The sequence below is a fragment of the Fictibacillus sp. NPDC058756 genome (genome assembly GCF_042746035.1).
Taxonomy (GTDB): Bacteria; Bacillota; Bacilli; order Bacillales; family Fictibacillaceae; genus Fictibacillus.
The window spans coordinates 1,601,466-1,628,345 of sequence record NZ_JBHYPU010000001.1; the positions used below are offsets into that span (position 1 = coordinate 1,601,466).

Here is a 26,880-nt window from a genome sequence, read left to right on the forward strand (position 1 = left end):
AACACCTAAAGGGCGGGATTTTGAATGAAACAAATCAATTCACCTCTTATTTACATTGTAATATGCACGCTTATACTTGCAGTTTTCCCGCAAGAAGCAAAGGCTGAATTTGGTGTATCAGCAAAAGCGGCTGTACTGATGGAACAATCTTCAGGAAGAGTTTTATATGGCCGGAATGAACATCGTCCCATGAGAATCGCTAGTATAACAAAAATCATGACTGCTATCCTTGCCATTGAATCCGGAAAGATGCAGGATACTGTAACCATAACCGAACATGCAGCAAGAACAGAAGGATCTTCTCTTTATTTAAAACCTGGTGAGAAAATCCCATTAACAGACCTGGTTTATGGATTGATGCTGAGATCAGGAAATGATTCTGCTGTTGCGATCGCAGAACATGTAGGCGGAAGCTTAGATGGATTTGCCTATCTTATGAATCAAAAGGCAGAAGAAATAGGAATGAAACATACTCGCTTTAGAAATCCTCATGGACTCGATACACATGAAGACCATTATTCAACCGCCTATGATATGGCGCTTCTGACTAAGTATGCTATGAACAACGACATGTTTAAAGATATTTCAGCAACGAAGGTATACCGTTCTGAGCAAACGGGTGAAAAATGGGACAGAGTGTGGCGAAACAAAAATAAAATGCTGAAGCTTTATGAAAATGCCACTGGCGGGAAAACGGGCTATACAAAACGTGCAAAAAGAACTCTGGTTTCAACAGCCGAGAAAGACGGAATGGAGCTTATCGCAGTTACACTAAATGATCCTGATGACTGGGAAGATCATAGAAATATGTTCGAGTGGGGATTTCACTCTTTTCAAATGACCGAACTGATTAAGGAAGGTAAAGTATCCAGTATTAAAGATAGAGGTTATAAAGGGAAAGTTGAAGCAAACCGTACTTTTTCTTATCCGTTAATGAAAGAAGAGATTAAACAGATCTCTTCTTCCATTCATTTATATAAATTGCCCAAGTCTGGTGAATGGAAAGAAGAAGATATTCCTAAGCCTGTAGGAAGGTATTTTATAGATTTAAATGGTTTAAGAATAGCAGATTTACCGCTATATTATGATGGTAAAGCATTAATAAAACCTCACAATGATGGTATTTGGACAACATTTAAAGATATGCTGAACCAGCTTTTCTTTGCAGCAAGGGAGCATAATGGCTCATGGTGAATTACATTTGGGTCGGTATGATGGTTATTGGATTTGTTGTTGCAGCTATTAATGGCAACATGGATAAAGTAAACGCAGCAATTTTCACAAGTGCAAAGGAAGCAGTAACTTTGAGTTTTGCTATGATAAGTATTCTCGTGTTTTGGCTTGGGATTATGAAAATAGCAGAAAGGGGCGGATTGTTAGAAGTCCTTGCATACCTTTTTCGTCCAATTGTCAAATGGCTATTTCCTGATATTCCAAAAGATCATCCGGCACAGGGATACATTTTATCAAATATGGCAGCGAACCTGCTGGGACTGGGGAACGCAGCCACACCAATGGGTATAAAAGCTATGGAACAGCTTAAGATACTTAATGGCGGAAAGAACGAGGCTAGCCGTTCGATGATCACACTGCTTGCTATTAATACATCAAGCATAACATTAATTCCTACCACAATCATCGCTATAAGAATGAGCTATAACTCTCAATCTCCGACTGATATCGTTGCACCGACACTTTTAGCGACTGCTGTTGCAACAGTTGGAGCCATCCTGATCGACAGGTATTACTATTACCGCTCCTTGCAAAAGGGAGGGAAATAGATGAATTTCGTTCAATCATTTTCGATTTGGTTTATCCCCCTTTTAATCGGTTTTATATTGCTCTATGGAACCTACAAAAAAGTCCCAACCTATGAAACATTTGTAGAAGGAGGAAAAGAAGGGTTTTCCATTGCGATAAATATTATTCCATTCTTAGTTGGTATGCTAGTAGCCATATCTGTTTTCAGAGCTTCTGGAGCATTAGATTATGTTATGCTCGCTATGCGTCCCATATTTTCATTGTTTCATATACCAGCCGAAGTCGTTCCGCTTGGATTGATGAGAACGATTTCTGGGACAGGTGCACTTGGTATGACTTCTGATCTCATTGCAACTCATGGGCCAGACTCCTTTATTGGAAGGTTGGCTTCAACGATACAAGGAAGTACGGATACGACATTTTATGTACTGACAGTATATTTTGGAGCGGTCGGAATTAAAAAAATGAAATATGCATTAAAGGTTGGTCTATTAGCAGACTTAATCGGATTTTTAGCATCCATCGCGGCGATATCACTTCTTTTTTACTCATAAAACGAATAAAAAGAGCCTTTAAGGCTCTTTTTTACGTTTATCGTGGTTGAGAATTACGAATAATGAAGGTATGATGAGACATGAGGTGAAATCATGGAACGATTGCAAAAAGTGATTGCTCAAAGCGGTATAACTTCCCGAAGAAAAGCAGAGGAATTAATCCGTGAAGGCAAAGTGAAAGTGAACGGAAATGTTGTGACCGAACTCGGCACAAAAGTCGGAACAAAAGATAAAATTGAAGTGAACGAAATTCAAATTCAACGGGAACAGCCCGTTTATTTTTTGATGTATAAACCTTCTGGAGTAATAACAGCAGTATCTGATGATAAAGGACGTAAAACAGTTGCTGATTATTTCAAAGATATCATCGAACAGCGAGTTTTTCCGGTTGGCAGATTAGATTATGACACTACAGGTGTTATTATCATGACAAATGACGGAGAATTCGCGAATGTGCTGATGCATCCACGGTACCAGTTAGATAAAGTGTACATTGCTAAAGTGAAAGGAATTCCCCCAAGAGAAAAGATTAAGCAGCTTGAACGAGGGATTCGTCTGGAAGATGGTATGACTGCACCCGCTAAAGCGAAAGTTACATCTATCGATAAGAAAAAAGGAACAGCAATCGTAGAATTAACAATTCATGAAGGGAAGAACCGGCAGGTCAAGCGAATGCTAGAAGCAATCGGATCTCCTGTTATGAAGCTGAAGCGCGAAAGATACGGATTTCTTGATCTTAGAGGACTTAATCCAGGTGAGTTTAGAGAACTAACTCCACATGAAATAAAGCAGCTAAGAAACATGGCTGTCACACAAACGTCAAAAAAAAGCCGTAGATAGGCTTTTTTTTCAAGTTATAGTAAAATGGAAGCGGCTAAAAGGAGCGGATAGCTTTGAAGAAAAAAAGATTATGGTTTCGCTCTGCTTTGCTTGCCATCTTAGTTATAGCGATCGGTTATACAATCTATAACAGTATCTTTGAAGATAATGGTACTTACATAAAAAAGGGAGACATGGCTCCCAATTTTGTACTTACTGATCTTAATGGCAACCGGGTTGAACTTGAAGATTACCGGGGTAAAGGGGTCTTCTTAAATTTTTGGGGAACATGGTGCAAGCCATGTGAACGGGAAATGCCCTATATGCAAAGGCAATACGAAACCTACAAAGAACAAGGTGTAGTAATTCTTGCTGTAAATGTCAGTGAAACAAATGTATCAGTAAATAACTTTGTGGATCGTTATCGTTTAACCTTTCCAATACCGATGGATAAACAAAGAGAAGTAACGAAAGCATACGGCATAGGCCCTATTCCAACTACGATTCTTATTGATAAAAATGGGAAAGTGGTGGGACGAACGAGTGAATCACTGTCTGAAGAGAAAATTATTTCCTTTATGGAAAAAATCAAGCCGTAAAGGGGTGAAAAGATGCAATCAATAACTTGTGAATGCGGCCACTCAAATCCCTACGGTACAAGTCTTTGCCAAGCCTGTGGGAAGCCATTGGATAACGACGTTGAAGTACTATCAAGCATGCGTTATGAAGGAAGCGCCAGAAGATCGCAAACGTATAAAAAAACGTTTGTAGACCATACCTGGAACTTCTTTTCGTCTGTAAGAGTTGGAGTGTGGCTGATAATCATCATACTGGTCGCTGCTGCAATAGGGACAATTTTTCCTCAAGAAACATTTATCCCGCCAAATGTTGATCCTGCGACTCATTATGAAAGCGAATACGGAATACTTGGATTAATCTATTATTTGTTGGGCTTCCATAAACTTTATGGGTCATGGTGGTTTATCATTCTGCTGGGTATGTTAGGACTTTCTATTATTATTGCCAGCCTGGATCGCGGAATACCGCTTTATAAAGCTTTAAAAACGCAAAGAGTTACAAGGCATGATCAATTTATGAAGAATCAGCGTTTTTTCTCAGTAAGTGAAGAAGCAGAGTTAGAAGAGATCAAATATACACTCGAATCATTGCGTTATAAAGTACGTGAAGAAAAGGGCAATCTTTTTGCAGAGAAGGGCCGTTTTTCAAGGTGGGGCGCGTATGTGAACCATGTTGGATTAATCATTTTCTTAACTGGTGCGATGCTTAGATTCTTCCCAGGAATGTATGTCGATGAAATTCTTTGGGTCAGAGAAGGCGAAAAAGCGTCAATACCAGGTACAAAGAGTGATGACGGACAATATTACTTAGAAAACAAAGAATTTATTCTCGAAATGTATGATAAGGAAGAAAAGAAGTTTAATAGTGCACTAAGTTCAGTAGATGGAGAAGTAGCCAAAAACTATCAAAGCAATGTGACACTATACAAGACGAAGCCTAATCACACGATAGGCGAAGAGCCTGAACTAATAAAAGTAAAAGACGGTGAAATTCGTGTAAATGAACCGTTTAAATTTGATTCATTTGCACTCTATCAGACTGATTTTAAGCTGAATGAATTCAGTAAGATGAGTTTTGAATTAGAAGAGAAGGAAACTGGCAAGAAGTTTGGCAAACTGACTGTTGATCTGCATGAACCTGAGAAAAAGTATGATTTGGGAAATGGCTACAGAGTTGAGATCGAGGAGTATTTTCCGAACTTTATTCTTAATGAGCAAAATCAGCCTTCAACAGTAAACAATTTGCCTGATAACCCTGCTTTTGTATTTTCAATGTATTCTCCTGAAACTCCAAAAGGTGAAAAAGCATTTGTAGGTATTCAAAAGAACATTGAAGCTGGTGAGAATCAATTTAAAATGTCGTTTGCAGGGATCGAGACAAAGGACTTAACAGCCTTAACGGTTAGAAAAGACCATACGCTCTGGATAATTGCTCTTGGCGGAATTATTTTTATGATCGGTGTTACGCAAGGGTTATATTGGAACTACAGAAGAATTTGGATTAAACAAAATCAAGATGGAGTGTGGGCAGCAGCTCACACGAATAAGAACTGGTATGGCTTGAAAAAAGATTTAGATTTCCTTAGTGAAAAGACAAGTTTAACAGCTTTGGTCGATAAGGAAACTAATACTAAATAGGAGTACCGTTCGAGCAGGAGGGTTTAGGATGGCTGAAATTAGCAGTACGCTTTTGTATAGCGCATTCATGATTTATTTATTTTCTACCCTGTTTTTTGCGATGTCTATTTCAGATAAAAAAAATGAAAAAGCAGCACATACAAAAAAATGGGGTAAAATTGGATTCATAACTGCATGCGTTGGATTCGCAGCGCAGTTTGGCTATTTCATTACAAGATGGATAGCTAGCGGACATGCTCCAGTTAGTAACCTATTTGAATTCACAACTTTCTTTGGAATGATGATGGTACTTGCATTTATCATTTTATATTCAATTTACCGTACGAATGGATTAGGTGTTTTCGCAATGCCGGTTGCTTTGCTTGTTATTGCTTATGCAAGTATGTTTCCGAAAGATATTTCACCGCTTATACCAGCGCTGCAAAGCGACTGGCTTAAAATTCACGTTACTACTGCCGCTTTAGGTGAAGGAATACTCGCTATTTCATTCGTTTCAGGTCTAATTTATTTAATTCGTACTGTCGATCAATCTGTTTCTTCTAAAAAGACGAAGTGGATTGAGATAGTTTTGTACAGTTTAATAAGTGTAGTAGGTTTCATCGTTATTTCCATGGCTTTCAAAGGTGCAGGTTATGAAGCAAGCTTTGAAATCATGAACGATCAGAACCAAGCGGAAAAGATTGTTTTTGAGATGCCTGCAATTGCAGGACCAGCAAACGGAGAACAGCTGGATGATTCTTTCGGTCCGCTTTTTTCCACACCATCATGGATGAATGGTGCAAATGCATCAATTAAATTAAACACGTTTATCTGGTCACTTCTCTCAGGGGCAATCCTATATGGACTGCTAAGACTGATACTAAGAAAAAGAATTGCGGCTGCGCTTCAGCCGAAGGTGAAAATAAATCCTGATCTTCTTGATGAAATCAGCTATCGTGCGGTAGCAATCGGATTTCCGATCTTTACTTTAGGTGCTTTGATTTTTGCAATGATTTGGGCTCAGGAAGCTTGGTCGAGATTCTGGGGCTGGGATCCTAAAGAAGTATGGGCATTAATCACTTTCTTGTTCTATGCTGCTTATCTTCACCTAAGGCTGTCAAAAGGCTGGCATGGCGAAAAGTCTGCATGGCTTTGCGTATTAGGTTTCTGGATCATTACATTCAACCTTATCGCAGTAAATCTAGTATTAGTAGGATTGCACTCATATGCATAATAGAAGTTTCATAAAAGTCTCTCTTTATTAAGAGGGGCTTTTTTATAAAGTAAAATGAAGAGTATCCTGTTTGTTCCAAGAGGAAGAATTCATGTATGATAGAAACAGGATAGATATGATAGGTATAAATATTTCACTATGATTTCATGTGGAGGCTTGAAAAATGAATACAGAAGCAAAAATTTTAGTGGTTGACGATGAAGAACGAATTCGCAAATTATTAACGATGTACCTTGAAAGAGAAAATTATGAAGTACATGAAGCAGAAAATGGAGAAGAAGCACTTCAAATGGCTGTTTCAATTAATTTTGATCTTATTTTGCTTGATTTGATGCTTCCGGGTATGGACGGTATTGAAGTGTGTGAAAAACTAAGGGAAAAGAAAGCCACTCCAGTAATTATGCTGACAGCAAAAGGTGAAGAGCTAAACAGGATCCAAGGATTTGAAGCTGGAACAGATGATTATATCGCTAAACCATTCAGTCCAAGAGAAGTCATCCTGCGTGTTAAGGCACTTTTAAGAAGATCTTCACCAACAAAATTCCTTCAAACGGAAACCGTTGCAAAAAATGTGGTTGTATTCAAGCATATAACAATCGATCATGACGCTCATCGTGTTACAGCAGGTGGTAAAGAAGTAAACTTAACACCTAAAGAATATGAACTGCTGTACTATTTAGCCAAAACACCAGATAAAGTTTATGCTCGTGAGCAGCTATTGAAGGATGTTTGGAATTATGAATTTTTTGGTGATTTAAGAACGGTAGATACACATGTAAAAAGACTTCGCGAAAAATTAAACAAAGTATCTCCAGATGCAGCCTCTATGATTGCAACAGTTTGGGGAGTAGGATACAAATTTGAGGCGGGAAATGAATGATTTGGAGAAGTGTTGTAGGCAAACTTTCGGTAACCATTTTGTTGCTGGTATTAGTTGTACTGACTGTGCTGACAATATTGCTTACCCAGTTTTTCGAAAATTTTTATGATAATCAGGCAAGAGAACAACTAACAAAAATGGCAGACAGGCTTGTCCTGATCATGGAGAACGATGAAAATAAAGAAGAAGCCATTAGGATCACAAGTGAAATGGCAGAAGCTTATTCAATGTCCATTATGATTATTGACGAAAATCAGGAATCATTTATTGATACAAAATCTTTTAGTGATGCTCCTTACATTCCTGTTTCTGTTTTTAGTGATAACGAACAATTATCTTCAGTAGTGGATGAAGGGAAAAAGATTTATATAAACGGAGAATTTCCAATTCTTTCAGATGGTAATGAATCTGCCCATACGATGATTATTTACGGTGAACCTTATGAAACAGGAACCGGTAAAGGCGGCGTATATGTTTACCAATCGATCGAGAATATAACAAAAACTACAAACCATACGAAATACCTTATCTTTTTAGCGGCTGGTATAGCGATTATACTCACGATCATATTTGCTTTCTTTTTATCTACACGAATAACAGCTCCTCTTAGAAAAATGAGAGAAGCAGCTACATCTGTTGCAAAAGGTGAATTCGATATGAAAGTGCCGATCTTAACACATGATGAGATTGGTGAACTAGGAATGACCTTTAACCGGATGGGACGTCAGCTTAAAAATAATATTACAGCTTTAAACCAGGAAAAAGAACAGCTGACAAGCATCTTGAGTTCAATGGCTGATGGTGTTATTACGTTTGACAGAAAGATGAATATCCTTGTAACTAATCCTCCGGCTGACCGCTTTTTACAAGCTTTTTATTATGAATCAGGCATGAAGAGTGAAGTGAAAGGAAATGTTCCAATTGCTGTCACTCAGCTTTTTCAGCAGGTTGTTTCACTTGAAAGCGAGCAGATGACCGAAATAGACATACAGGGCCGTTCATGGGTTATAGTAATGACACCTTTATATGATCACTCTGTAATTCGCGGTGCTGTTGCGGTTCTGCGTGACATGACAGAAGAGCGTCGAATGGATAAATTGCGAGAGGATTTTGTAGCAAACGTTTCACATGAACTTAAGACACCAATAGCGATGCTTCAGGGATACAGTGAAGCTATTGTAGATGATGTTGCAGAATCAGAAGAAGAAAAGAAGGAATTAGCAGGCATCATTTTGGATGAATCCAAAAGGATGGGAAGGCTTGTTAATGAACTGCTTGATCTTGCAAGATTAGAAGCAGGGCATATGAAGCTCCACTATACACACTTAGCAATTCCACCGTTCGCCGAACGTATCGTCCGAAAATTTCAAGGTCCTGCTAAAGACAGAGATATACAGCTAACACTCGATATTTCTGGTATCCATAATGAGATGGAAATAGATCCTGACCGAATTGAGCAAGTTTTAACAAACTTAATAGATAATGCCATTCGCCATTCTTCACATGGGGGGTTCGTTCGTCTATCAATAGAAACTAGTGAAAAGGCAGTTAAGTTTTTCATTAAAGATAACGGATCAGGAATTAAAGAGGAAGATCTTCCGTTTGTTTTTGAACGCTTTTATAAAGGCGATAAAGCAAGGACAAGAGGAAAATCAGGAGGTACGGGTCTAGGCCTTGCAATCGCCAGAAACATTGTGGAAGCGCATGGCGGCCAAATTAATGTTCATAGTAAAAATAATGAAGGTACGACATTCTCTTTCGTAATACCTCGAACTGTGAAATAAATTATCATTCTTTCCCGATTAATCTTGTTTCATAAGGAACATCGAACAGATTGAAAAAATGATTTCACAATTTTCTCCAGTCGGTTATAATTGATTTGTAAAAAGAAAATTTCATAAGTGTTTTAACAGGTGCTGTCCATATCGGACAAGCATAATAGGGAAAACGGTTAGATTCCGTTGCGGTCCCGCCACTGTAATTGTGAGAAACCTAATTGATCTGCCACTGTGAAAACGGGAAGGCGTTAGGGGACGATGATCAAGAGCCAGGAGACCTGCCTGTTTTGTACATGACATGACCTACGAGGATAGGGGGGTGTTAAAGCAGTGCCATTAAACGGCCGCTGTTTTCTGCCTATACACCAAATTATCTATCTCCTTCGTAGACGAAGGGGATTTTTTTGTTTGGTGAAAAACTGTTTTCCAGAAGCATGTTAGTTTGGGTGTTTTGGTTCCTCTCTTCTTTGAATAGTTGATTGTAGCGCAAGATGCGAGACTCCTGCGCGAGCAGCGGGACAGGTGAGACTCCTAAGGGTGCGAAGCGCCGAGGAGGCTCACCGCACGCCCCGCGGAAAGCGAGCATCCTGAAGCGGAAATCAACCCCTTTCAAAAGCAACAAGGATTACGAAAACACCCTGAAAGAAAAAAGATTATCAACAAGAAAGAGGTTTTATGATGAAAAAGCTTATTTTAGTATTTGCAGCAATGATGATGATAATGGCTGGGTGTGGAACATCTGAGACAAAGAAGGCTTCTGATCAGCCAAAAACTGAAGAAAACAAAAAAGAACAAGTAACCGTTCAAATTACAAAAGATAATGGCAAAGAGAAGGTTGCAGAAAAGAAGGTAGCAATTACGGAACAAACAACAATCATGGATGTTATGAAGGATAACTTTAAGATCGAAACTCAATTTGATGATTCTTTTATCAGCAGTATTGAAGGAATTGCCGGAAACGAACAGGATAAAACATCATGGTTCTTTTCTGTTAATGGTGAAGAAGCAATGAAAGGCGCAAAAGATATCACATTGAAACCTGGTGATACTGTTGAATTCGACTTCCACAAGTATGAATAAGCTGACGATCAGGAGGATTACGATCATTGCTTTGCTTGCAGCAATCTTAACTGTAGGACGTATAGCATTTGCAATGATTCCAAACGTTCAGCCGAATACAACGATTTTAATATTAGCATCATTTGTACTTGGTCCTGTCCAAGGTCTAATTCTAGCTATTTTAAGTACTTTAACTACTAACCTATTCTTAGGTCACGGCCTATGGACTTTCGGGCAGATGATCGCTTGGGGGATTATTGCAGTTTTAAGCGGTCTGCTCGGCAAATACCGTCATATAATGCCATGGTGGGTCATGAGCTTATATGCAAGCTTCTGCGGCTTTCTGTTCGGTTTCATTATGTCGGTAATAATGGGCGGTGTCATTACACAAAAATTCTGGCCATATTATGTGGCAGGGCTGCCATTTGATTTGAACCATGCGATTGGAAATGCAGTATTCTTTATAGTGCTATACAAACCGCTCCTATATATTATGGAGAAGCAGCTAAATAACAATTTTAACAAAACAGCCGCCTATTAAGGCGGTTTTTTATTTTGCCCCTGTTTAACTTCTTATTTAGTTTAGAAAATCTGTAGCACTCTTAGCGAAAGGTTCTTGTCTATAAGGCTGTTGCTTTTGTGGTCTTTTTTTTCATTCTCTCCATTGACAGGTTGGTTGGAGCGCAAGGTGCGAGACTCCTCGAAAATAAAAACCATATTTTCTTCGTGCGATGTAACGCTGTCGAAGCCTTCCTTGTCCTGCGGGATCAGTGGGACAGGTGAGACTCCTAATGGTGCAACGCGCCAAGGAGGCTCACCGCCCACCCCGCGGAAAGCGAGTACCTGGAGCGGAAATCAACCATTTTTCAAGAGCAACAAAGTTTGCGAAAACAGCCTAGCTAAAAACCAGTCCGCCAAGCGCACACACTTTAATTTTAAAAATAGAGTTCAAAAATTTCATTAATTGAATAGGATAGTAAAGTTGATTCTTGAAATTTAGGAGGACAAAATGAGAGACTATCTTAATCGTTTTTTTGCGGTGTTATTTTTAACACTTTGCATCAGTGTGCTTTTTATCGGCGGAAAACTAGGGGCATAAATGCTTGATTGAAAGAGATATTCGTGGTACATATGGTAAAACGTTTTTTAAAAAGGAGACTAATATGCTGACGGATTACCATGCTCATCTCGAAAAAGGAACTTTGACGATTGATTACTTAACGAAATTTGTGGAGACAGCAAAACAAAAAGGAATCGAAGAATTCGGGATATCTGAACACGCTTATCATTTTTATGAAACGAAAAACATTGTTTCGAAACCATGGATGGAAGAAAGACGCTATTATGCGATGGATGACTACATGAATTTATTTCAGAAAGCGGGAGGGTTAGGTTTAGACGTAAGAATGTCTATTGAAATGGACTATACCCCAGGCAGCCACAAAGAGATGGAATCCTTCATTTCATCTTATCCATTTGATTACGTGATCGGCTCTGTTCACTGGGTTGACGATTTTGGAATTGATCTTGCTGAATTCAGAAAAGAATGGGATCGAAGGGATCTGTACGAAACATATAGGGCATATTACGACCAAATCATAACGCTGGCACAATCGAATCTTTTTGATATTGTAGGACATATTGACTTGGTGAAAATTTTTAATCACGTTCCAAAAGACGAGGAATTTTTAATGGAGCAGTATGAGAGGGTAACAGACGCTTTGAAAGATTCAAAAACATGTGTGGAAATTTCTTCAGCTGGTTTACGCAAACCTGTCGGGAGATTATACCCTGAACCTGAGCTGCTTTCATTATGCTTTAAAAAGGGTATTCCTATCGTTTTATCTTCTGATGCCCATGAACCTCATCAAGTAGGGGAAAACTATGAATCTTCTATTGAGCTTGCAAAAAAGACAGGATATACAACACTTATGACTTTTAAAGATGGAGAGCGAAAAGAAGTTGAATTAGGATAACTAAAAAACTTGGCTCATCAGAGCCAAGTTTTTTAATGTATAAATTACAGGTCCAACGGTTTGCAAACGAGCAGATCCTCAATGTTGACTAGTTCTTTTTGAATTTCTTCAGGCAGCTGTGAATCAAATGTTAATACCATCATTGCTTCACCGCCTGCTGATTTTCTTCCTACGTGCATCGTCGCGATATTTATTTTCCGTTCACCTAGAAAGGCACCTACTTTTCCTATAATTCCAGGTGTATCCCGATGTTCAATATATAAAAGAGATCCTTGAGGAACAAAATCTACTGTATATCCATTCAATTGTATAATACGTCCGCCAAACCCTTTAACTAAAGTAGCGGATAGTGTGAAAGTCCTATTTTGTCCGGTAACTTTTACATGAATAATATTTGGGTAGCCGTAGTCATCTGTACCCCGTTTTTCTCCTACTACGATCCCGCGTTCGTTAGCAGCCACCATACTATTGACATCGTTGACAGGTCTGCCGAGTCTCGTTTTTAAGAAACCGCAAAGAAAGCTTCTGGTCAGTGATGTCGTATCCGTTTCAGAGAGTGATCCGCCATATCCAATGGAAATTTCGGTGACAGGCTCTTTGAAAAATTGTGTTGTAAATGATCCGAGTACATGTGAGAAGTCATAATAAGCGATAAGTTTTTCATACGTATCTTTAGTTAATGACGGGAAGTTTACGGCATGTTTTAAAGGTTTATTTAATATAAACGATTTAATCTCATCGCTCGCCATAAAAGCTACATTTTTTTGAGCCTGTATGGTTGAAGCGGCAATATGAGGAGTGACGATAACATTAGGATGATCAATCAATGAACGGTTAACTGGAGGCTCTTGTTCAAATACATCTAGAGCACACCCTGATAGGTGGCCAGTGTTCAAATAGTGCAAGAGAGCTTCTTCATCAATGATGCCCCCACGGGCACAGTTAAGGAGATATGTGCCTTTTTTAGTATTTTTAAGGTTATCGTGATTTAACAGCTTGCGAGTATCTTTTGTAAGCGGGGTATGAACAGTAATAATATCACTTTGTTGAATGAGCGTATCAAGGTCAACAGAAGTAACAGATAATTCTTTCTGTTTTTCTAAAGAAAAATAAGGATCGAAAACAAGAACATTCATGGAAAAACTTTTAGCACGTTTTGCAAGCTCAGAACCGATGCGGCCCATACCAATAATTCCAAGTGTTTTTTGGTAAAGTTCCTGGCCTGTATATTTTTTTCTATCCCATTCACCGAGCTTAACAGATTGGTTAGCTTGCGGGATATTACGTACTAAGGACATCATCATCGCCCAAGTATGTTCAGCAGTTGAAATTGTATTGCCTTCAGGAGCATTAACAACCAGAACCCCTTTTTTGGTTGCAGCGGTAAGGTCGATGTTATCTACACCAACACCAGCACGGGCAATAATTTTTAATCCTGAAAATTTTTCTAGAACAGACTCGGTAATTTTAGTAGCGCTTCTAACCATTATTCCTTGAATCATTTCAGGGTCTTCGATATCATCAATCTTTCCGAAGATGAGTTCTACACCTTCGAGTCTTACTAAAGGTTCGATTCCCTCGCTTGTAATGCCATCACAAACTAATACGGTTGCTGTCACGTTTCCACCCCTCGAATTCTTTATAAGTTGCATCAATATTTTGATAATTTAACACATTCTGAATAAGGGTACAACCATGTTTTTTAAGATAGCGGTTTCATAAAATAAAGAAACTAATTGACAATGAGAATCATCCTTAATAAAATAAATAAAAAAACCCTCTTAAAAGAGGGTTCGTAACTATTGTCTATTCGTATTTTAATGCATCGCCATCAAAAGGCTCATCTGCAACCTTAATTGAATCTGTTGGGCAGCCTTCAAAAGCGTCTTGCATGTCTTCTAACAATACGTCTGGAATTTCAACGATTCCTTGGTTCTCGTCAAGAGTTACAAATGCAATTCCTTCATCGTCATAATCGTAAATGTCTGGTGCTGCAGCTCCGCATGCTCCACATGCGATACAAGTTTCTTTGTCTACAATCGTATACTTTGGCATAATGAATACCTCCTAAGGAATTGGAAAACTAATCCGGTCATACATATTTAACCATTTTTTATTAAAGGGTCTTCTAATCATATTGTAATAAGTATCCCTCTACATTTCAATAGAAAATTAGTATCCTCATCATATCTTTTATACCCAGCTTCCTTCAAAATATAACACTTTTACTCTCAATTCCCTATAATCTGATAAAATAGATATAAGAAAATAGAGTGGTGATAAAGTATGGATATTTGTTATGCCATAATAATGGACATTCTGCAAAAAGTAGATGGCAGCAGAAAATGCTCAGGTATTTATTACATATTAACTGGAAAGAAAACATCACAATCATTATCAGATAGTCAATGGTTTGAGATAGAACAATATTATGCATCGTTAAAAGGGTTAACGTTAGATGATTTTAACTCAATCATAGATGAGCTATATATGGATGAACTGATAAATCTTAAAGAAGACAATGTCTTTTTTGTAACGAAAAAAGGTGTAGAGTTCCTCGGGGAGATTAAGGGACGCTATTTATTCATTGAAAAGCTCAATGGTCTAAAATACGCTTCGATCGAACATAAATGCTGGCAAGTCATTACATTATTTGTGCAGTCCCTATCAAACTCTCTTTATAATAACTTTGATTTTTCTCCGGTTATAAGAGACCGTGAAGCAGCTGAAAAAGTAAAAATTCTTTTTCCTAGATCTGAACAGCAAAGAAAGCATATTGCATCCTATTTATACAATGAATTAAATACTGTATTGCAAAAATGCGATTCGGAGGGTGCTGAAATTTTTGTTAAAAAATTGTCAGGCTACAACCGTGTTGGAAATACATTTGAACAGTCTGCCAGAGAGTGGGGATTAACAAAAATTGAAACGGTACTTCGCTTCCGTTCAGTACTGCATCAAATTTTCAAATCAATTAGAGAGCAGCCAGGGATGTATCCTGTATTAAGTTCACTTATAGGGGATTTTATTGTTGTACCCGCCTTAACCAAATCTGCATTGCAGACGTATCAACTGCTTCAAAAAGAAAAAGACATACAAGAAATTATGAAAATCAGAAACTTGAAATTGAGTACAATGGAAGATCACCTCGTAGAAATCGCTCGGGAGATTCCTGAATTTTCAATTCATCCTTACATAAGCGAGGAAGATAAAGAAAAAGTTATCCTTTTTTATAATAAAACAAAAGAAAATAAACTCAGGCCGATTAAAGAAGCATTTCCACATTTAACATATTTGCAAATACGGCTTGTTCTGGCAAAAGAGGGTGGGAAACATGCAGTTGGAAGCGGCACTTAAACAGTATTACGGTTTTGATGATTTCAGACCGGGACAAAAAGAAATATTAGAAGATATTCTTTCAGGTCATGATGTACTAGGCATGCTTCCTACTGGGACGGGGAAAACACTGATCTATCAGTTGGCAGCCGTATTATTGAAAGGAAGAGCTTTAATCGTTTCTCCGTTGGTGTCTCTTATGCAGGACCAAGTTGATCAGTTCAAACAGGCTGGCTTTAAGAGAACGGTGGCTTTAAACAGTTTCTTAGATCAATCAGATAGACGATTGGTTTTGCATCACTTAAAAGATTACCAGTTTGTCTTTGTAAGCCCTGAGATCATGCAAAATAAATATATACGATCTGCTTTATTATCGATCGACTGGTCCCTATTTGTAGTAGATGAAGCACATTGTATTTCTCAATGGGGACATGAATTTAGGCCCCATTATTTGGATTTAGCATTTATTAGAGAAGAGCTCGGAAACCCTGTATGCCTTGCATTAACGGCAACAGCTACAGTAAAAGTACAAGAAGACATTCGGAAGTATTTGGAAATGAGAGATGCGAAAGTTCATATACATAGTGTGAATCGTGCGAATATCTCTATTTTTGTAGAATTCTTTTCTGATGTAGAGCAAAAACAAGACCGGGCTATAGATCTAATAACTGAATTAAAAGGTTCGGGAATACTTTATACAAATACGAGAAGAGGTGCTGAACAGCTTGTCTCTGTTCTTCATGAAAGGGGGATGCAAGATGTTTCCTATTATCATGGGGGCATGGAACAGGATGAGAGATTGCTAGTGCAAAAGCAATTTCTTAATTCGCAGCTGCAGCTGATCGTATGCACAAATGCATTTGGGATGGGTATAAATAAACCTGATATCAGGTATGTGATTCATTATAATGCACCAGCAAATGTAGAAGGGTATGTTCAGGAAATAGGACGTGCCGGACGGGATATGCAGCCGTCAGCAGCGATTCTTCTTTATCATCCATCTGATTTAGAGGTGCCATTCCACTTTATTGAACATGAGCTGCCTGATGATAATCAAATAGATTACATTTTATCAGATTATGATGTACTTGCAGAACAGACTTTATCTGAGCGTTTGCAGTTAGCTGGTATTTCTGAAACAGGCCAAAGGTTTATGGAATACCACCTCAATAATGCAGGAGTATTGTTTGAAAAGTGTGTTCCAGAAGTGAAAAGGGAATCATTGAAAAAAATACTTAAGAAAAAGATAGAGGAAAGAAAAAGAGAAAAGTTAAAATCATTAACAATGATTAAAAAGTGGATAATGGATGAAGGCTGTAAACGAAATATGCTGCTGAAATATTTTGGTGAAGAAGAAATAGCAGACGTGGATGAATGCTGCAGCAGCTGTCAGGATGAACTTACCCGTTTTTACGGAAAACAAGAAAAAGAGATAAATACTTATCACGTATGGGAAGATGAACTTAAACGTTTATTTAGACAGGAAGTGTAACAACAAATATGAATAATTCCCAAGAAGGAAACTTGATTAATGATTTTACTCCAAAAGAATTATTATTGAATGTTTATATCTCACAAGGTTTATTTTTAATAATCGCTATTGTTATTGCTTTTTTCTTTGATGTTCCTTTTCCATGGAATATTGATAGTACGCTAACAAGTATAGATCTGCTATTAGCAGGAGCAACCGGATTGTTTTTACCTTTCTTATCTATAGAATTTAAAAAAAGGCTTCCTGATCATTATTTGGATGATGGCGGAATTAATGAAAAAATCTTCTGCTCCTTGTCATATCCTCATATTTTTATTTTGACAGGAATTATTGCATTTGCGGAGGAATGGCTTTTCCGCGGAGTGTTACAATCCTTATTAGGTTTAGTTATTACAAGCCTTATCTTTTCACTTCTTCATGTCCGATATATTAGAAAGCCATTATTATTCAGTATTGTGACCTTGTTAAGTTTTTGGCTTGGCCTATTATATGAGATGACTGGAACAATATGGGTTCCGTTTTTTGCTCATTTCTTAATTGATTTTATTTCCGGCTGCTGGATTGCTAGAGAACATAATAAAGGCAGGAAAGACACCGAGAATGGAGTGTGACTTAAATGGAGAAAGATCAGGCAGAAAATCTTAGAATAAAAGCCGCTGACTTAAGCGAATTTCAAACGAGTGCGCTTCCTTCAAGAAGTGAAGTGCATGGAAAGAAAAAAGAGGTCAAAAAAAAGAAAGAGAATAAACAGAAACAGCGAAAAATGTCTATGTTTTGGCTGACAAGGCTGCTGCTTTTTACTTTTATTTTATTGATTGGCATGACTGTGACTTATAAATATTGGTCACAAAAAGTATCAACGCCGGTCCACAGTGAAGATAAAAAAGGTGTTGAGCAAGTGGAGATCGAACGATAAAGACCGTCAGGAACACAATGGATTCCTGACGGTCTTTATTTTATTAGAAAGCATGAATCTGCTTGTATAGGCATAATTATTCTACAGGAGGTTTTGTGTATGAACGCATTGAATCACTGGAGGATAAAGCCTTTTGTTAATCAGCTGACTAGCATCGTTTTAGCCCAGCTCGTAGAAAAGAAAGAAGAAAAAGACAGATGGAAAAAAGCAATTAATCAATGGGGATCGTCAATGGTTTTTGTTGTAATTGCCACGTTTGTTTATCTCTATTTTTTTAAACTTCCACATGCTTCATCCTTTGAAAATCCGTTAACTCTTATTTTCGGAGATGAGATGGTTTGGATCTGTACAGTATTTATTATATTCTCTAGTTTTCATATGATTTGGATGAAAAAAAAGTACAAAAAAGCAGATGATGATTTCGAAGCGATACGTTCAGATTTTATTAATCGAAATGAAGAATGGTGGAGCGATGAGGAACAATGGAATCAGAGGCATATCGTATTTGAATTTATGAAAAAAGAATACAACATTAATATCTTTCACAAATAGAAGGTTATTGGCATGGACAGCCGAAAAATAAAACAGAATCTCTATCGTGGTGCTGACCTTGTATGATTACTGTCATTTCACAAAAGTGATCTATTCTGCCAAAGGCAATGGTTTGATGTGTTTCCGGGCAGTACACTTCAATAGGCAAACCAAGTCGCATGCTATATGATAAGTCAAGGTCTGTGACGAGAGATTTGTTCTTTAATTTAGTTAATGTCATGATGTTATTCCTCTCTAAATTTTTGTTATTCATGTAAATAATCATACGTTAAATTTACAAATTTTTCAACTAATACTTTTTAAATATTCAAAAAATTAAAACCGCATTTATTCATTTTATGAGCTGGAACAGTTCTGTGTTATGATTATTTAAATAATTGCAGGAGGCAATAATGATATACATTTTCTTAGTAGCTTCATTTATACTTTTACTATATATGTATATTGAAGCGCACAGAAATCGTGTCAGTTTAGATACGGTAAACATAGACAATCTCCCTGGTTCTTTTAAGAATTTCAAAATCTTTTTCATTTCAGACATCCATCGAAGAACGATTACAAATAAACTTATTGAAAAAGCAGAAAAAGCAGACATTGTAATTATCGGAGGGGACTTGGTGGAAAAAGGAGTTCCGATGGACAGAGTGGAAGACAATATAAAGATGCTGTCTAAAATTGGACCTGTTCATTTTGTATGGGGAAACAATGATTATGATGTAGATATAAATTATTTAAAGAACACTATATCAAATAATGGCGCAATCATTTTAGATAATACCAGTATTTCTTTGAAAAGAAATAATGAAGTTCTTGATATTGCAGGAATAAACGATCTTTCTTTCGGAAAAGACAGATTGGAAGATGCTGTAATGAATTGCAGTTCTTCATGCCGTATCCTCATCAGCCACAATCCAGATATAGCCAAAAAAATCAAGAAAGAATATCAGATTCGTTTAGTGCTGTCAGGACATACTCACGGAGGCCAGATCAGGCTGGGAACATTGGGAATCGCCAAAAGAGGCGGATGGTACGATGAAGGATATTATAAGCTTTTAGTCAGCAATGGATTTGGTGCAACGCATCTGCCTCTTCGATTGGGAGCGCCCTGTGAAGCACATCTGATCACTCTCGGTTAAGGCAAAAAGTTTACAGTACAATGTTTTTTCAGATATACTCTTCTTAACTTATTTTTTGGAGGAAGTGCAGATGTCTTGTGAAGGGAAGTACAACATTAAAGCGGTCTCCAAAATGCTCGGCATACAAGCTGGTACACTAAGAGCCTGGGAAAGACGCTACTCTATTGTTCAGCCTCATCGAAATGAAGCTGGACACCGATTATATACCGATGAACAAGTATACATATTAAAATGGCTAGTGAATAAAGTTAATCAAGGATTCACAATTAGCCAAGCAGTTGACGTTGCCCAGAACGGGGAACTTTATAAAGAAGCTGCACCTTTTACAATTGAAAATACGGATCGTGCTGCTGAAATGTCCAGTATGATTTTAGATGCTTTGCTTTCATTTCAGGAAAAGAAAGCTAACGATCTATTGAGTCAGGCATTCAGTATGTATAATTTGGAAAAAGTCATAATTGATATTTTGGGTACATTATTAGTACAGGTAGGTCATCTTTGGGAAGATCAAAAAATAACAGTTGCACACGAACACTTTGCTTCATCCTTTTTACGGACTAAAATTGGACAACTTATGCAATGGCTTCCTTCTGACCCGTATTTGCCTAAGGTAATTGCAAGCTGCGGAATAGATGAGGAACATGAATTAGGTCTCTTGATGTTTACGTTGTTTTTAAGACGTAAAGGGTTCGAAGTAATCTATTTAGGTCACGGAATTCCAGAGAAAGACTTTGAGGTTGTTTTAAAAGAAGTGGAACCTAGGATGGTATTTTTATCGTGTACAATTGTGGATCCAGCAATAAAAACACTAAGATGGGCTGAAAATCTTTATAGAAATTTCCCTGAAACTTCCTTTGGTGTGGGTGGATCTGCTGTTAACCATCTGTCTTCCGAAGTTCGTGAGACATACAGCGATCTGTTAATCGGCAGCACGAAAGCAGAATGGGAAGACTGGATTTCTAGAAAGCTTAAAAATAAATAATGATGGCCGATATAATTGGCTTGTTTGTTTATCACCAACTTTTCACAAACTCATATATTGTAATTAAGACATAATAGCGCCGATCGTAAGGGGGACCAGAGATGCGGGTAGAACGGTTAACCTATAATAAAATAAAGATCTTCCTAACTTTTGATGATTTGAATGAACGTGGTATTTCAAAAGAAGAAATATGGCAAGACATTCCGAAAGTACATCAGCTTTTCCGAGATATGATGACTGAAGCTGATGATGAGGTAGGATTTAAAGCTGACGGTCCTATTGCGGTTGAAGTATTTTCACTTCCTGCTCAAGGTATGGTTGTTATTGTTACAAAAGGTATCAATGAGTATGATCTGGAAGAGGAATATGATGAAGATTATATAGAGATGCAAGTTACTTTGGATGAAAATGATGAAATTTTTTATGAGTTTTCATCATTTGAAGATGTCATCCGCCTGGCGAATCGTCTTTATTCACTAGAAATTAAGGGTGGCAGATTGTTCTCTTTTAATAATCATTTTTACTTAAAATTTGAAGAGGAAGAAGTTAAACCACTTGACCTGGATTTATTTATTGCAGTTCTTGCTGAATTCGGGAGTTCCTCAACAATTACAAGCTATAGAGTAATCGAATATGGAAAAGAACTAATGAAGACCGAAGCTGTAAAAGAGCTTCATCGTTATTTTAAATAACAAAAACAGGAAGGAGGGCGCAAAAATTCTGCGTCCTCATTTATATTTCACCTTCCTGATTTCCGAAAAATCGTGTTATGATAAGTAATATTTTTTTATCCGCTGAACAGTAAAAAGTTCAGGGAATATAATATATACATAAACTTTTGGGCTAGGAGTGACCATTAATGAAAATTGCAGTCTTATATGGCGGAGTATCTGCTGAACGGGAAGTATCACTATCTACAGGAAAACAAATTATTGCTGCTCTTGAAAGCAAGGGACATGATGTTATAGGTATCGATTTCCATCCATCACGATTACATGAGTTGCTCGATATGGAAGCAGATGTTGTTTTTTTGGGACTTCACGGTAAGTATGGTGAGGATGGACGTCTGCAGGGACTTTTAGATATGCTGAATATTCCATATGTAGGATCTGGGGCTTTAGCATCAGGGATTGCAATGGATAAAGCAAAATCAAAACAGTTCTTTAAGGAAGCAGGCATCAATATAGCAAAAGAAAAAGTATTATACAAAAAATCATATAAAGAAGATCAAACAGAATTATCTTTCGATTTTCCTGCTGTAGTTAAGCCAAATAGAGAAGGATCAACAATAGGGTTAACAATTGCTCAAAACAGGGAAGAACTTCTTAAAGGGATCGCTGAGGCATTCATGCATGATGATACTGTCCTTGTAGAACAATTTGTAAGCGGGAAAGAGGTAACAGTTGCTGTTATGGGTGAACACGGCCAGATGCAAGCATTGCCGGTTGTAGAGATTGAGCCTAAAAATGCCTATTATGATTATGAATCGAAATATGCTGAGGGTGGAAGTATACACTATGTTCCAGCGAGATTAGATGAGAAAACCACCGCACTTCTTCAGAAGCAGGCTGTTGCTGCTCACGAAGTTCTAGGGTGCGAAGTATATTCCCGTGTAGATTTTATCGTTCCTCACGATGGTACAGAGCCTGTTATTTTAGAAGTGAACACACTGCCTGGTATGACACCGACAAGTCTTTTCCCAGATGCAGCTAAGGAAATAGGCATGGATTATCCAGCTATGATTGAAAAATTAATTGAGTTATCTTTAAAAAAATAGTGATTAGATCAATACCCCATCTGTTTAATGAAATGGTGGGGTAGATTTCTACAAAATTGGACAAACATTGCCTATAAGTATATTGGCAGAATATTATGTATTTTCGTAACAGTATGTGATTAAGAAAGCGTTTTCTTTTTAGGTGAAATTCACTAAATTTTTCTTCTCAACAGTCTTGCAAAGGTGTATACTGTCACTGAAGCTTGACTAAACTTTAGAGGTGACAAATATGGGAGGTAAACAAATGACAGCCCAAAATACTACAGACCAAAAATCCGACAATCATCATGAAAATGACAATGTGCTCCAATCCACGCAATCCGTTATCGCGGATGCGCTCGATAAATTAGGATATTCTTCCGAAGTTTATGAATTGCTTAAAGAGCCAATCCGTATGCTTACTGTCCGCATACCGGTTAAAATGGATGATGGAAGCACTAAAATTTTTACAGGATATCGTGCCCAGCATAATGATGCTGTTGGTCCAACAAAGGGCGGCGTTCGTTTTCATCCGAATGTATCAGAAATAGAAGTTAAAGCGCTATCAATTTGGATGAGTTTAAAAGCAGGAATTGTAGATCTGCCATACGGCGGCGGTAAAGGCGGAATCATCTGTGATCCGCGTACGATGTCTTTCAGAGAGCTTGAAAGATTGAGCCGCGGATATGTACGAGCTATCAGTCAGCTCGTAGGACCTACAAAAGATATCCCTGCCCCAGATGTATTTACAAATTCGCAGATTATGGCTTGGATGATGGATGAATACAGCAGAATCAGAGAGTTTGACTCACCTGGTTTTATCACTGGTAAACCTCTTGTACTTGGTGGATCTCACGGACGTGAAACAGCTACTGCAAAAGGTGTTACGATATGTATTCGAGAAGCTGCTGCAAAAAAAGGTATTCAGCTTGAGGGCGCTCGTGTCGTTGTACAGGGATTTGGTAATGCAGGAAGCTTCCTTGCTAAATTCATGCACGATGCTGGGGCGAAAGTAATCGCGATTTCAGATGCTTATGGCGGTCTTTATGACCCTGAAGGACTTGATATCGATTATCTGCTTGAGCGCAGAGACAGCTTTGGTACGGTTACAAAATTATTTAAAGACACAATAACAAATCAAGAGCTGTTAGAACTTGATTGCGATATTTTAGTACCTGCTGCGATTGAAAATCAGATTACAGAGAAAAATGCTTACCAGATTAAAGCAACAATTGTTGTTGAGGCAGCAAATGGGCCGACAACTCTTGAGGCAACTCGAATCTTATCAGAAAGAGGAGTCCTGCTTGTACCTGACGTATTAGCAAGTGCTGGTGGAGTAACAGTTTCTTACTTTGAATGGGTTCAAAACAACCAAGGATACTATTGGACTGAAGAAGAAGTTGAAGAGAAGCTTGAAAAAGTGATGGTTAAATCGTTTGATACGGTTTATACAACAGCTATGAACAGAAAAGTTAACATGAGACTTGCGGCTTATATGGTCGGTGTTCGTAAGATGGCTGAAGCATCACGTTTCAGAGGCTGGATTTAATAATTCACTTGTAACCATAAGTCTGGTTTCCTTTACAAACCAAGAGCAAATCTCCTATCATATGATGATAGGAGATTTTTTCTTAGGCAAAAATAAAGACATGACGGTTTTTTTGGAGTGGTGAAGAAGTGAAGATAGATGTTTGCATAATTGGAGGCGGTCCATGCGGCTTAGCAGCAGCAGTGGCTTTGCAGAAGAAAGGCATATCGTATTGTGTGATAGAAAAGGGAAATGTGGTTAATACGATTTATCAGTATCCTACCCATCAAACCTTTTTTAGTTCGAGCGAAAAGCTGGAAATAGGGGATTTCCCCTTTGTTCATGAACAGCGAAAACCTAACAGAATTCATGCGTTAACTTATTATAGAGAAGTGGTTAAACGGCATAAGCTTAATATTCATACTTTTACGAAGGCAAATTCTGTTTTTAAGAATAACGATGGTACATTTACGATAGCTGCCTTTAATCGGAAAAATGAGGAAATCCAATATGAAGCAAAATATGTAATCATTGCAACTGGCTACTATGATAATCCTAACATGATGAACATTAAGGGAGAAGACTTGCCTCATGTTCATCATTATTTTAAAGAAGGTCACCCATACTATGATTTGGATGTTGCAGTAATTGGGGGTAAAAATTCTGCGATCGATGCCGCTTTAGAACTGCAGAAAGCAGGAGCTCGCCCTCACGTTTTTTATAGAGGCAGTGAGTATTCTCAAAGTATAAAGCCCTGGGTGCTTCCTGAATTTGAAGCCTGCGAAAAAGCAGGAACCATTAAAATGACTTTTAATGCCTGTCTCAAATCGATTACTGATGAGGGGATCTTTGTTGATATAAAGGATGAAGAAAAATATTTCCCTTTTCATGCTGTGTTTGCTATGACCGGCTATCATCCAGATCACGATTTTATTTCAAAGATGGGCGTAAGCATTGATTCCGAAACAGGGCGTCCTTATTATTGTGAGGAAACCATGGAAACAAATGTGGAAGGATTATTTATAGCAGGTGTAATCGCAGCAGGAAACAATGCTAATGAGATCTTTATAGAAAATGGAAGATTTCATGGAGAAATGGTAGCTAAGACGATTCTGGAAAGAGAAAAAAGCCGATAATCCTTATGGATATCGGCTTTTCTTATCATAAATTACTCAAGAAACATCTGCTGCAGCTTTTCAGAAGAATTTGTACTTTCAAGTGCGATCATAAGTTTAAGACGAGCTTTTTGTCCGTTCAAACCATTAGAAAAGATGACTCCGAGCTCTTTCAAATGTTTCCCGCCGCCTTCATAGGAATAAATGTCCTGTGCAATTCCATTGAAGCATCTGGAAACGAGTACAACAGGTATCTGCCGTGAGATAAGCTCTTTAATTGCAGGAACAGTAGCAGGAGGCAAATTGCCCTGGCCAAGTGCTTCGATTACAACACCGTCAGCAGATTTTGATGCGGAATTTATCAATTCTCCATCCATTCCTGCATAGGCTTTTAATAATATGACGTTTTTAGAAAAATGTTTTATTTGAAACCGGCTTGAACGCAAAGGGGTATGATGAAAGAGTACTCCTCTTTTTGTAACGATTCCAATTGGTCCGTACTGCGGGCTTTGAAAAGTAGCGATGTTGCTCGTATGCGTCTTTGTAACGTTCTTAGCAGAGTGGATTTCATCATTAAATACGACTAGAACACCTTTGCCTAATGATTGATGATCGCAGGCAACTCTCACAGACGAAATAAGATTATAGGGTCCATCAGAGCCGTGTTCGTTGCTGGACCTCATTGCGCCAGTAACAATGACAGGAATCGGAGTTTCTAAAATCAGGTCAAGAACGTAAGCTGTTTCTTCCAATGTATCTGTACCATGTGTGATTACTAGCCCGTCATATCGATCTGCTTCTGTCTGCTCGTTAATAAACGAAGCAAGTTCAAGCATGTAAAAAGGGGTAATATGAGGAGAAGGCAGGTTAACGTAGTTCTTTACCACGATTTCGGCTATATCAGACAGTTCTGAGATTGTGGCTTCAAGTGGATGTGTCTCTTTTGTATTGACACCGCCTGTGTTCTTATTCTCTTCCATTGCAATTGTTCCGCCTGTATGAATCAGTAATATTTTTTTCAATATTGCCGCCCTCCTTGTTCTTAGTGTTCTCTATTCCACTTCTTAAAATATCATGTTACGATAGAAAAAAACAGTAGAAAAGAGGCAGGACATGCTAGCTGTAATTTCTGCAGCGGTGGCTCCGGCTATTGCTCTATTATCATTTTTTTACCTTAAGGATAAATATGAAACTGAACCTTTATCGTTAGTAATAAAGGTCTATATATTTGGAGTTCTTCTCGTATTTCCTGTAATGGTCCTGCAATTTGGATTTAAGGAAGAGATGAACGTCCCTTTATTTGCTGATGCCTTTTTAGTCAGCGGAACTCTCGAGGAATTTTTAAAGTGGTTCTTAGTCTTTTATGGTGTTTTCCTTCATGAAGAATTTAATGAACCATATGATGGAATCGTATATGCAACTGCATTATCACTAGGCTTTGCATCATTGGAAAACATTTTTTATCTGTATACATTCGGGATCGAAGAAGCATTGATCCGCGCGCTTCTTCCGGTAAGCGGGCATGCTCTGTTTGGAGTTATCATGGGTTTTTATCTAGGGAAAGGGAAATTTTCTTCTGGAAAGAAGAAAGTCATTTATTTAAGTCTTTCACTTATAATCCCTGTTTTTCTTCATGGAACATTTAATTTCTTGCTTCTATCAAACACCAAATATATCTTCTTCTATATGTTCCCGTTCATGATTTTCTTATGGTGGTTTGCCTTAAGAAAAGTAAGGATTGCTAATTCATCATTAAATCCATATCGAAACGCAGATGCTAAGACCGGTATTTAACCGGTCTTTTTTGATTT

General features: G+C 37.9%; 27 protein-coding genes and 1 riboswitch. Of the genes, 24 read left to right on the forward strand and 3 right to left on the reverse strand.

Going from position 1 to position 26,880, the window contains the following annotated elements; translation table 11 throughout:
- Positions 1 to 24 precede the first annotated feature (24 nt).
- The 12 genes from ACFW35_RS08060 to ACFW35_RS08115 all read left to right on the forward strand — a co-directional run bounded on the left by ACFW35_RS08060 (position 25) and on the right by ACFW35_RS08115 (position 12,256).
- The gene (locus ACFW35_RS08060) at positions 25 to 1,194 is read left to right on the forward strand and encodes a D-alanyl-D-alanine carboxypeptidase family protein (protein WP_379844943.1); all 1,170 of its coding nucleotides are present in this window, start codon (positions 25 to 27) and stop codon (positions 1,192 to 1,194) included.
- A complete protein-coding gene (locus tag ACFW35_RS08065) occupies positions 1,188 to 1,781 on the forward strand; it encodes a nucleoside recognition domain-containing protein (protein ID WP_379844945.1) in 594 nt (197 codons plus the stop codon). The genes ACFW35_RS08060 and ACFW35_RS08065 overlap by 7 nt, the downstream gene beginning before the upstream one ends.
- A complete protein-coding gene (locus tag ACFW35_RS08070) occupies positions 1,782 to 2,315 on the forward strand; it encodes a spore maturation protein (RefSeq protein ID WP_066290584.1) in 534 nt (177 codons plus the stop codon).
- Positions 2,316 to 2,408: 93 nt separating this feature from the next.
- Positions 2,409 to 3,155, forward strand: coding sequence for a pseudouridine synthase (locus ACFW35_RS08075; RefSeq protein WP_379834534.1), 747 nt, complete (start codon positions 2,409 to 2,411; stop codon positions 3,153 to 3,155).
- 53 nt (positions 3,156 to 3,208) lie between these two features.
- A complete protein-coding gene (gene resA / locus ACFW35_RS08080) occupies positions 3,209 to 3,733 on the forward strand; it encodes a thiol-disulfide oxidoreductase ResA (protein ID WP_379844946.1) in 525 nt (174 codons plus the stop codon).
- 12 nt (positions 3,734 to 3,745) lie between these two features.
- Complete coding sequence (gene resB / locus ACFW35_RS08085) at positions 3,746 to 5,350, forward strand: cytochrome c biogenesis protein ResB (RefSeq protein WP_379844948.1); 1,605 nt, start codon at positions 3,746 to 3,748, stop codon at positions 5,348 to 5,350.
- Between the two features lie 28 nt (positions 5,351 to 5,378).
- Positions 5,379 to 6,563 carry a c-type cytochrome biogenesis protein CcsB gene (gene ccsB / locus ACFW35_RS08090; RefSeq protein WP_379844949.1) on the forward strand — a complete coding sequence of 395 codons (1,185 nt, stop codon included), beginning with the start codon at positions 5,379 to 5,381 and terminating at the stop codon, positions 6,561 to 6,563.
- A gap of 163 nt (positions 6,564 to 6,726) precedes the next feature.
- Positions 6,727 to 7,443: a response regulator transcription factor gene (locus ACFW35_RS08095; protein WP_379844951.1), complete on the forward strand. Its 717-nt coding sequence runs from the start codon at positions 6,727 to 6,729 to the stop codon at positions 7,441 to 7,443.
- Entirely contained in the window at positions 7,440 to 9,227 is a 1,788-nt protein-coding gene (locus ACFW35_RS08100) for an ATP-binding protein (RefSeq protein ID WP_379844952.1), read from the forward strand. Before ACFW35_RS08095 ends, ACFW35_RS08100 begins: the two co-directional genes overlap by 4 nt.
- Positions 9,228 to 9,337: 110 nt before the next feature.
- Positions 9,338 to 9,521, forward strand: a riboswitch (cobalamin riboswitch).
- 378 nt (positions 9,522 to 9,899) lie between these two features.
- Entirely contained in the window at positions 9,900 to 10,301 is a 402-nt protein-coding gene (locus tag ACFW35_RS08105) for a DUF4430 domain-containing protein (RefSeq protein WP_379844954.1), read from the forward strand.
- On the forward strand, positions 10,273 to 10,821 hold the full coding sequence (locus ACFW35_RS08110; RefSeq protein WP_379844955.1) for an ECF transporter S component: 549 nt from the start codon (positions 10,273 to 10,275) through the stop codon (positions 10,819 to 10,821). Before ACFW35_RS08105 ends, ACFW35_RS08110 begins: the two co-directional genes overlap by 29 nt.
- Before the next feature lie 622 nt (positions 10,822 to 11,443).
- The gene (locus ACFW35_RS08115; RefSeq protein WP_379847432.1) at positions 11,444 to 12,256 is read left to right on the forward strand and encodes a histidinol-phosphatase; all 813 of its coding nucleotides are present in this window, start codon (positions 11,444 to 11,446) and stop codon (positions 12,254 to 12,256) included.
- Between the two features lie 44 nt (positions 12,257 to 12,300).
- Here the strand turns inward: ACFW35_RS08115 and serA are convergent, their stop codons facing one another.
- Both serA and ACFW35_RS08125 read right to left on the reverse strand, forming a co-directional pair.
- Complete coding sequence (gene serA, locus ACFW35_RS08120) at positions 12,301 to 13,875, reverse strand: phosphoglycerate dehydrogenase (RefSeq protein WP_379844957.1); 1,575 nt, start codon at positions 13,873 to 13,875, stop codon at positions 12,301 to 12,303.
- A 187-nt stretch (positions 13,876 to 14,062) separates the two neighbouring features.
- On the reverse strand, positions 14,063 to 14,311 hold the full coding sequence (locus tag ACFW35_RS08125) for a ferredoxin (protein WP_066290559.1): 249 nt from the start codon (positions 14,309 to 14,311) through the stop codon (positions 14,063 to 14,065).
- Between the two features lie 231 nt (positions 14,312 to 14,542).
- Here ACFW35_RS08125 and ACFW35_RS08130 point away from each other — a divergent pair, with 231 nt between their 5' ends.
- The 11 genes from ACFW35_RS08130 to ACFW35_RS08180 all read left to right on the forward strand — a co-directional run bounded on the left by ACFW35_RS08130 (position 14,543) and on the right by ACFW35_RS08180 (position 25,090).
- The gene (locus ACFW35_RS08130; protein ID WP_379844958.1) at positions 14,543 to 15,613 is read left to right on the forward strand and encodes a helix-turn-helix domain-containing protein; all 1,071 of its coding nucleotides are present in this window, start codon (positions 14,543 to 14,545) and stop codon (positions 15,611 to 15,613) included.
- The gene (locus ACFW35_RS08135; protein WP_379844960.1) at positions 15,591 to 17,084 is read left to right on the forward strand and encodes a RecQ family ATP-dependent DNA helicase; all 1,494 of its coding nucleotides are present in this window, start codon (positions 15,591 to 15,593) and stop codon (positions 17,082 to 17,084) included. The genes ACFW35_RS08130 and ACFW35_RS08135 overlap by 23 nt, the downstream gene beginning before the upstream one ends.
- Positions 17,085 to 17,092: 8 nt before the next feature.
- The gene (locus tag ACFW35_RS08140; RefSeq protein ID WP_379844961.1) at positions 17,093 to 17,695 is read left to right on the forward strand and encodes a CPBP family intramembrane glutamic endopeptidase; all 603 of its coding nucleotides are present in this window, start codon (positions 17,093 to 17,095) and stop codon (positions 17,693 to 17,695) included.
- A 5-nt stretch (positions 17,696 to 17,700) separates the two neighbouring features.
- On the forward strand, positions 17,701 to 18,000 hold the full coding sequence (locus ACFW35_RS08145) for a hypothetical protein (RefSeq protein ID WP_379844963.1): 300 nt from the start codon (positions 17,701 to 17,703) through the stop codon (positions 17,998 to 18,000).
- 99 nt (positions 18,001 to 18,099) lie between these two features.
- Positions 18,100 to 18,552, forward strand: coding sequence for a DUF2663 family protein (locus ACFW35_RS08150; RefSeq protein WP_379844964.1), 453 nt, complete (start codon positions 18,100 to 18,102; stop codon positions 18,550 to 18,552).
- A 392-nt stretch (positions 18,553 to 18,944) separates the two neighbouring features.
- The gene (locus ACFW35_RS08155; RefSeq protein ID WP_379844966.1) at positions 18,945 to 19,688 is read left to right on the forward strand and encodes a metallophosphoesterase; all 744 of its coding nucleotides are present in this window, start codon (positions 18,945 to 18,947) and stop codon (positions 19,686 to 19,688) included.
- 70 nt (positions 19,689 to 19,758) lie between these two features.
- Complete coding sequence (locus ACFW35_RS08160; RefSeq protein WP_379844967.1) at positions 19,759 to 20,670, forward strand: MerR family transcriptional regulator; 912 nt, start codon at positions 19,759 to 19,761, stop codon at positions 20,668 to 20,670.
- 101 nt (positions 20,671 to 20,771) lie between these two features.
- Positions 20,772 to 21,362 carry a genetic competence negative regulator gene (locus ACFW35_RS08165; RefSeq protein ID WP_379844969.1) on the forward strand — a complete coding sequence of 197 codons (591 nt, stop codon included), beginning with the start codon at positions 20,772 to 20,774 and terminating at the stop codon, positions 21,360 to 21,362.
- A gap of 167 nt (positions 21,363 to 21,529) precedes the next feature.
- Positions 21,530 to 22,447 (forward strand): D-alanine--D-alanine ligase family protein, encoded by a 918-nt coding sequence (locus ACFW35_RS08170; RefSeq protein WP_379844970.1) that lies wholly within the window; start codon positions 21,530 to 21,532, stop codon positions 22,445 to 22,447.
- Positions 22,448 to 22,691: 244 nt separating this feature from the next.
- A complete protein-coding gene (locus tag ACFW35_RS08175) occupies positions 22,692 to 23,975 on the forward strand; it encodes a Glu/Leu/Phe/Val family dehydrogenase (RefSeq protein ID WP_379834506.1) in 1,284 nt (427 codons plus the stop codon).
- A 128-nt stretch (positions 23,976 to 24,103) separates the two neighbouring features.
- Positions 24,104 to 25,090 carry a YpdA family putative bacillithiol disulfide reductase gene (locus tag ACFW35_RS08180; protein WP_379844972.1) on the forward strand — a complete coding sequence of 329 codons (987 nt, stop codon included), beginning with the start codon at positions 24,104 to 24,106 and terminating at the stop codon, positions 25,088 to 25,090.
- Positions 25,091 to 25,122: 32 nt separating this feature from the next.
- Here the strand turns inward: ACFW35_RS08180 and ACFW35_RS08185 are convergent, their stop codons facing one another.
- Entirely contained in the window at positions 25,123 to 26,091 is a 969-nt protein-coding gene (locus ACFW35_RS08185; RefSeq protein ID WP_379844973.1) for an asparaginase, read from the reverse strand.
- A 91-nt stretch (positions 26,092 to 26,182) separates the two neighbouring features.
- Here ACFW35_RS08185 and prsW point away from each other — a divergent pair, with 91 nt between their 5' ends.
- Entirely contained in the window at positions 26,183 to 26,863 is a 681-nt protein-coding gene (gene prsW, locus ACFW35_RS08190; protein WP_379844975.1) for a glutamic-type intramembrane protease PrsW, read from the forward strand.
- The last annotated feature ends 17 nt before the right edge of the window (positions 26,864 to 26,880 follow it).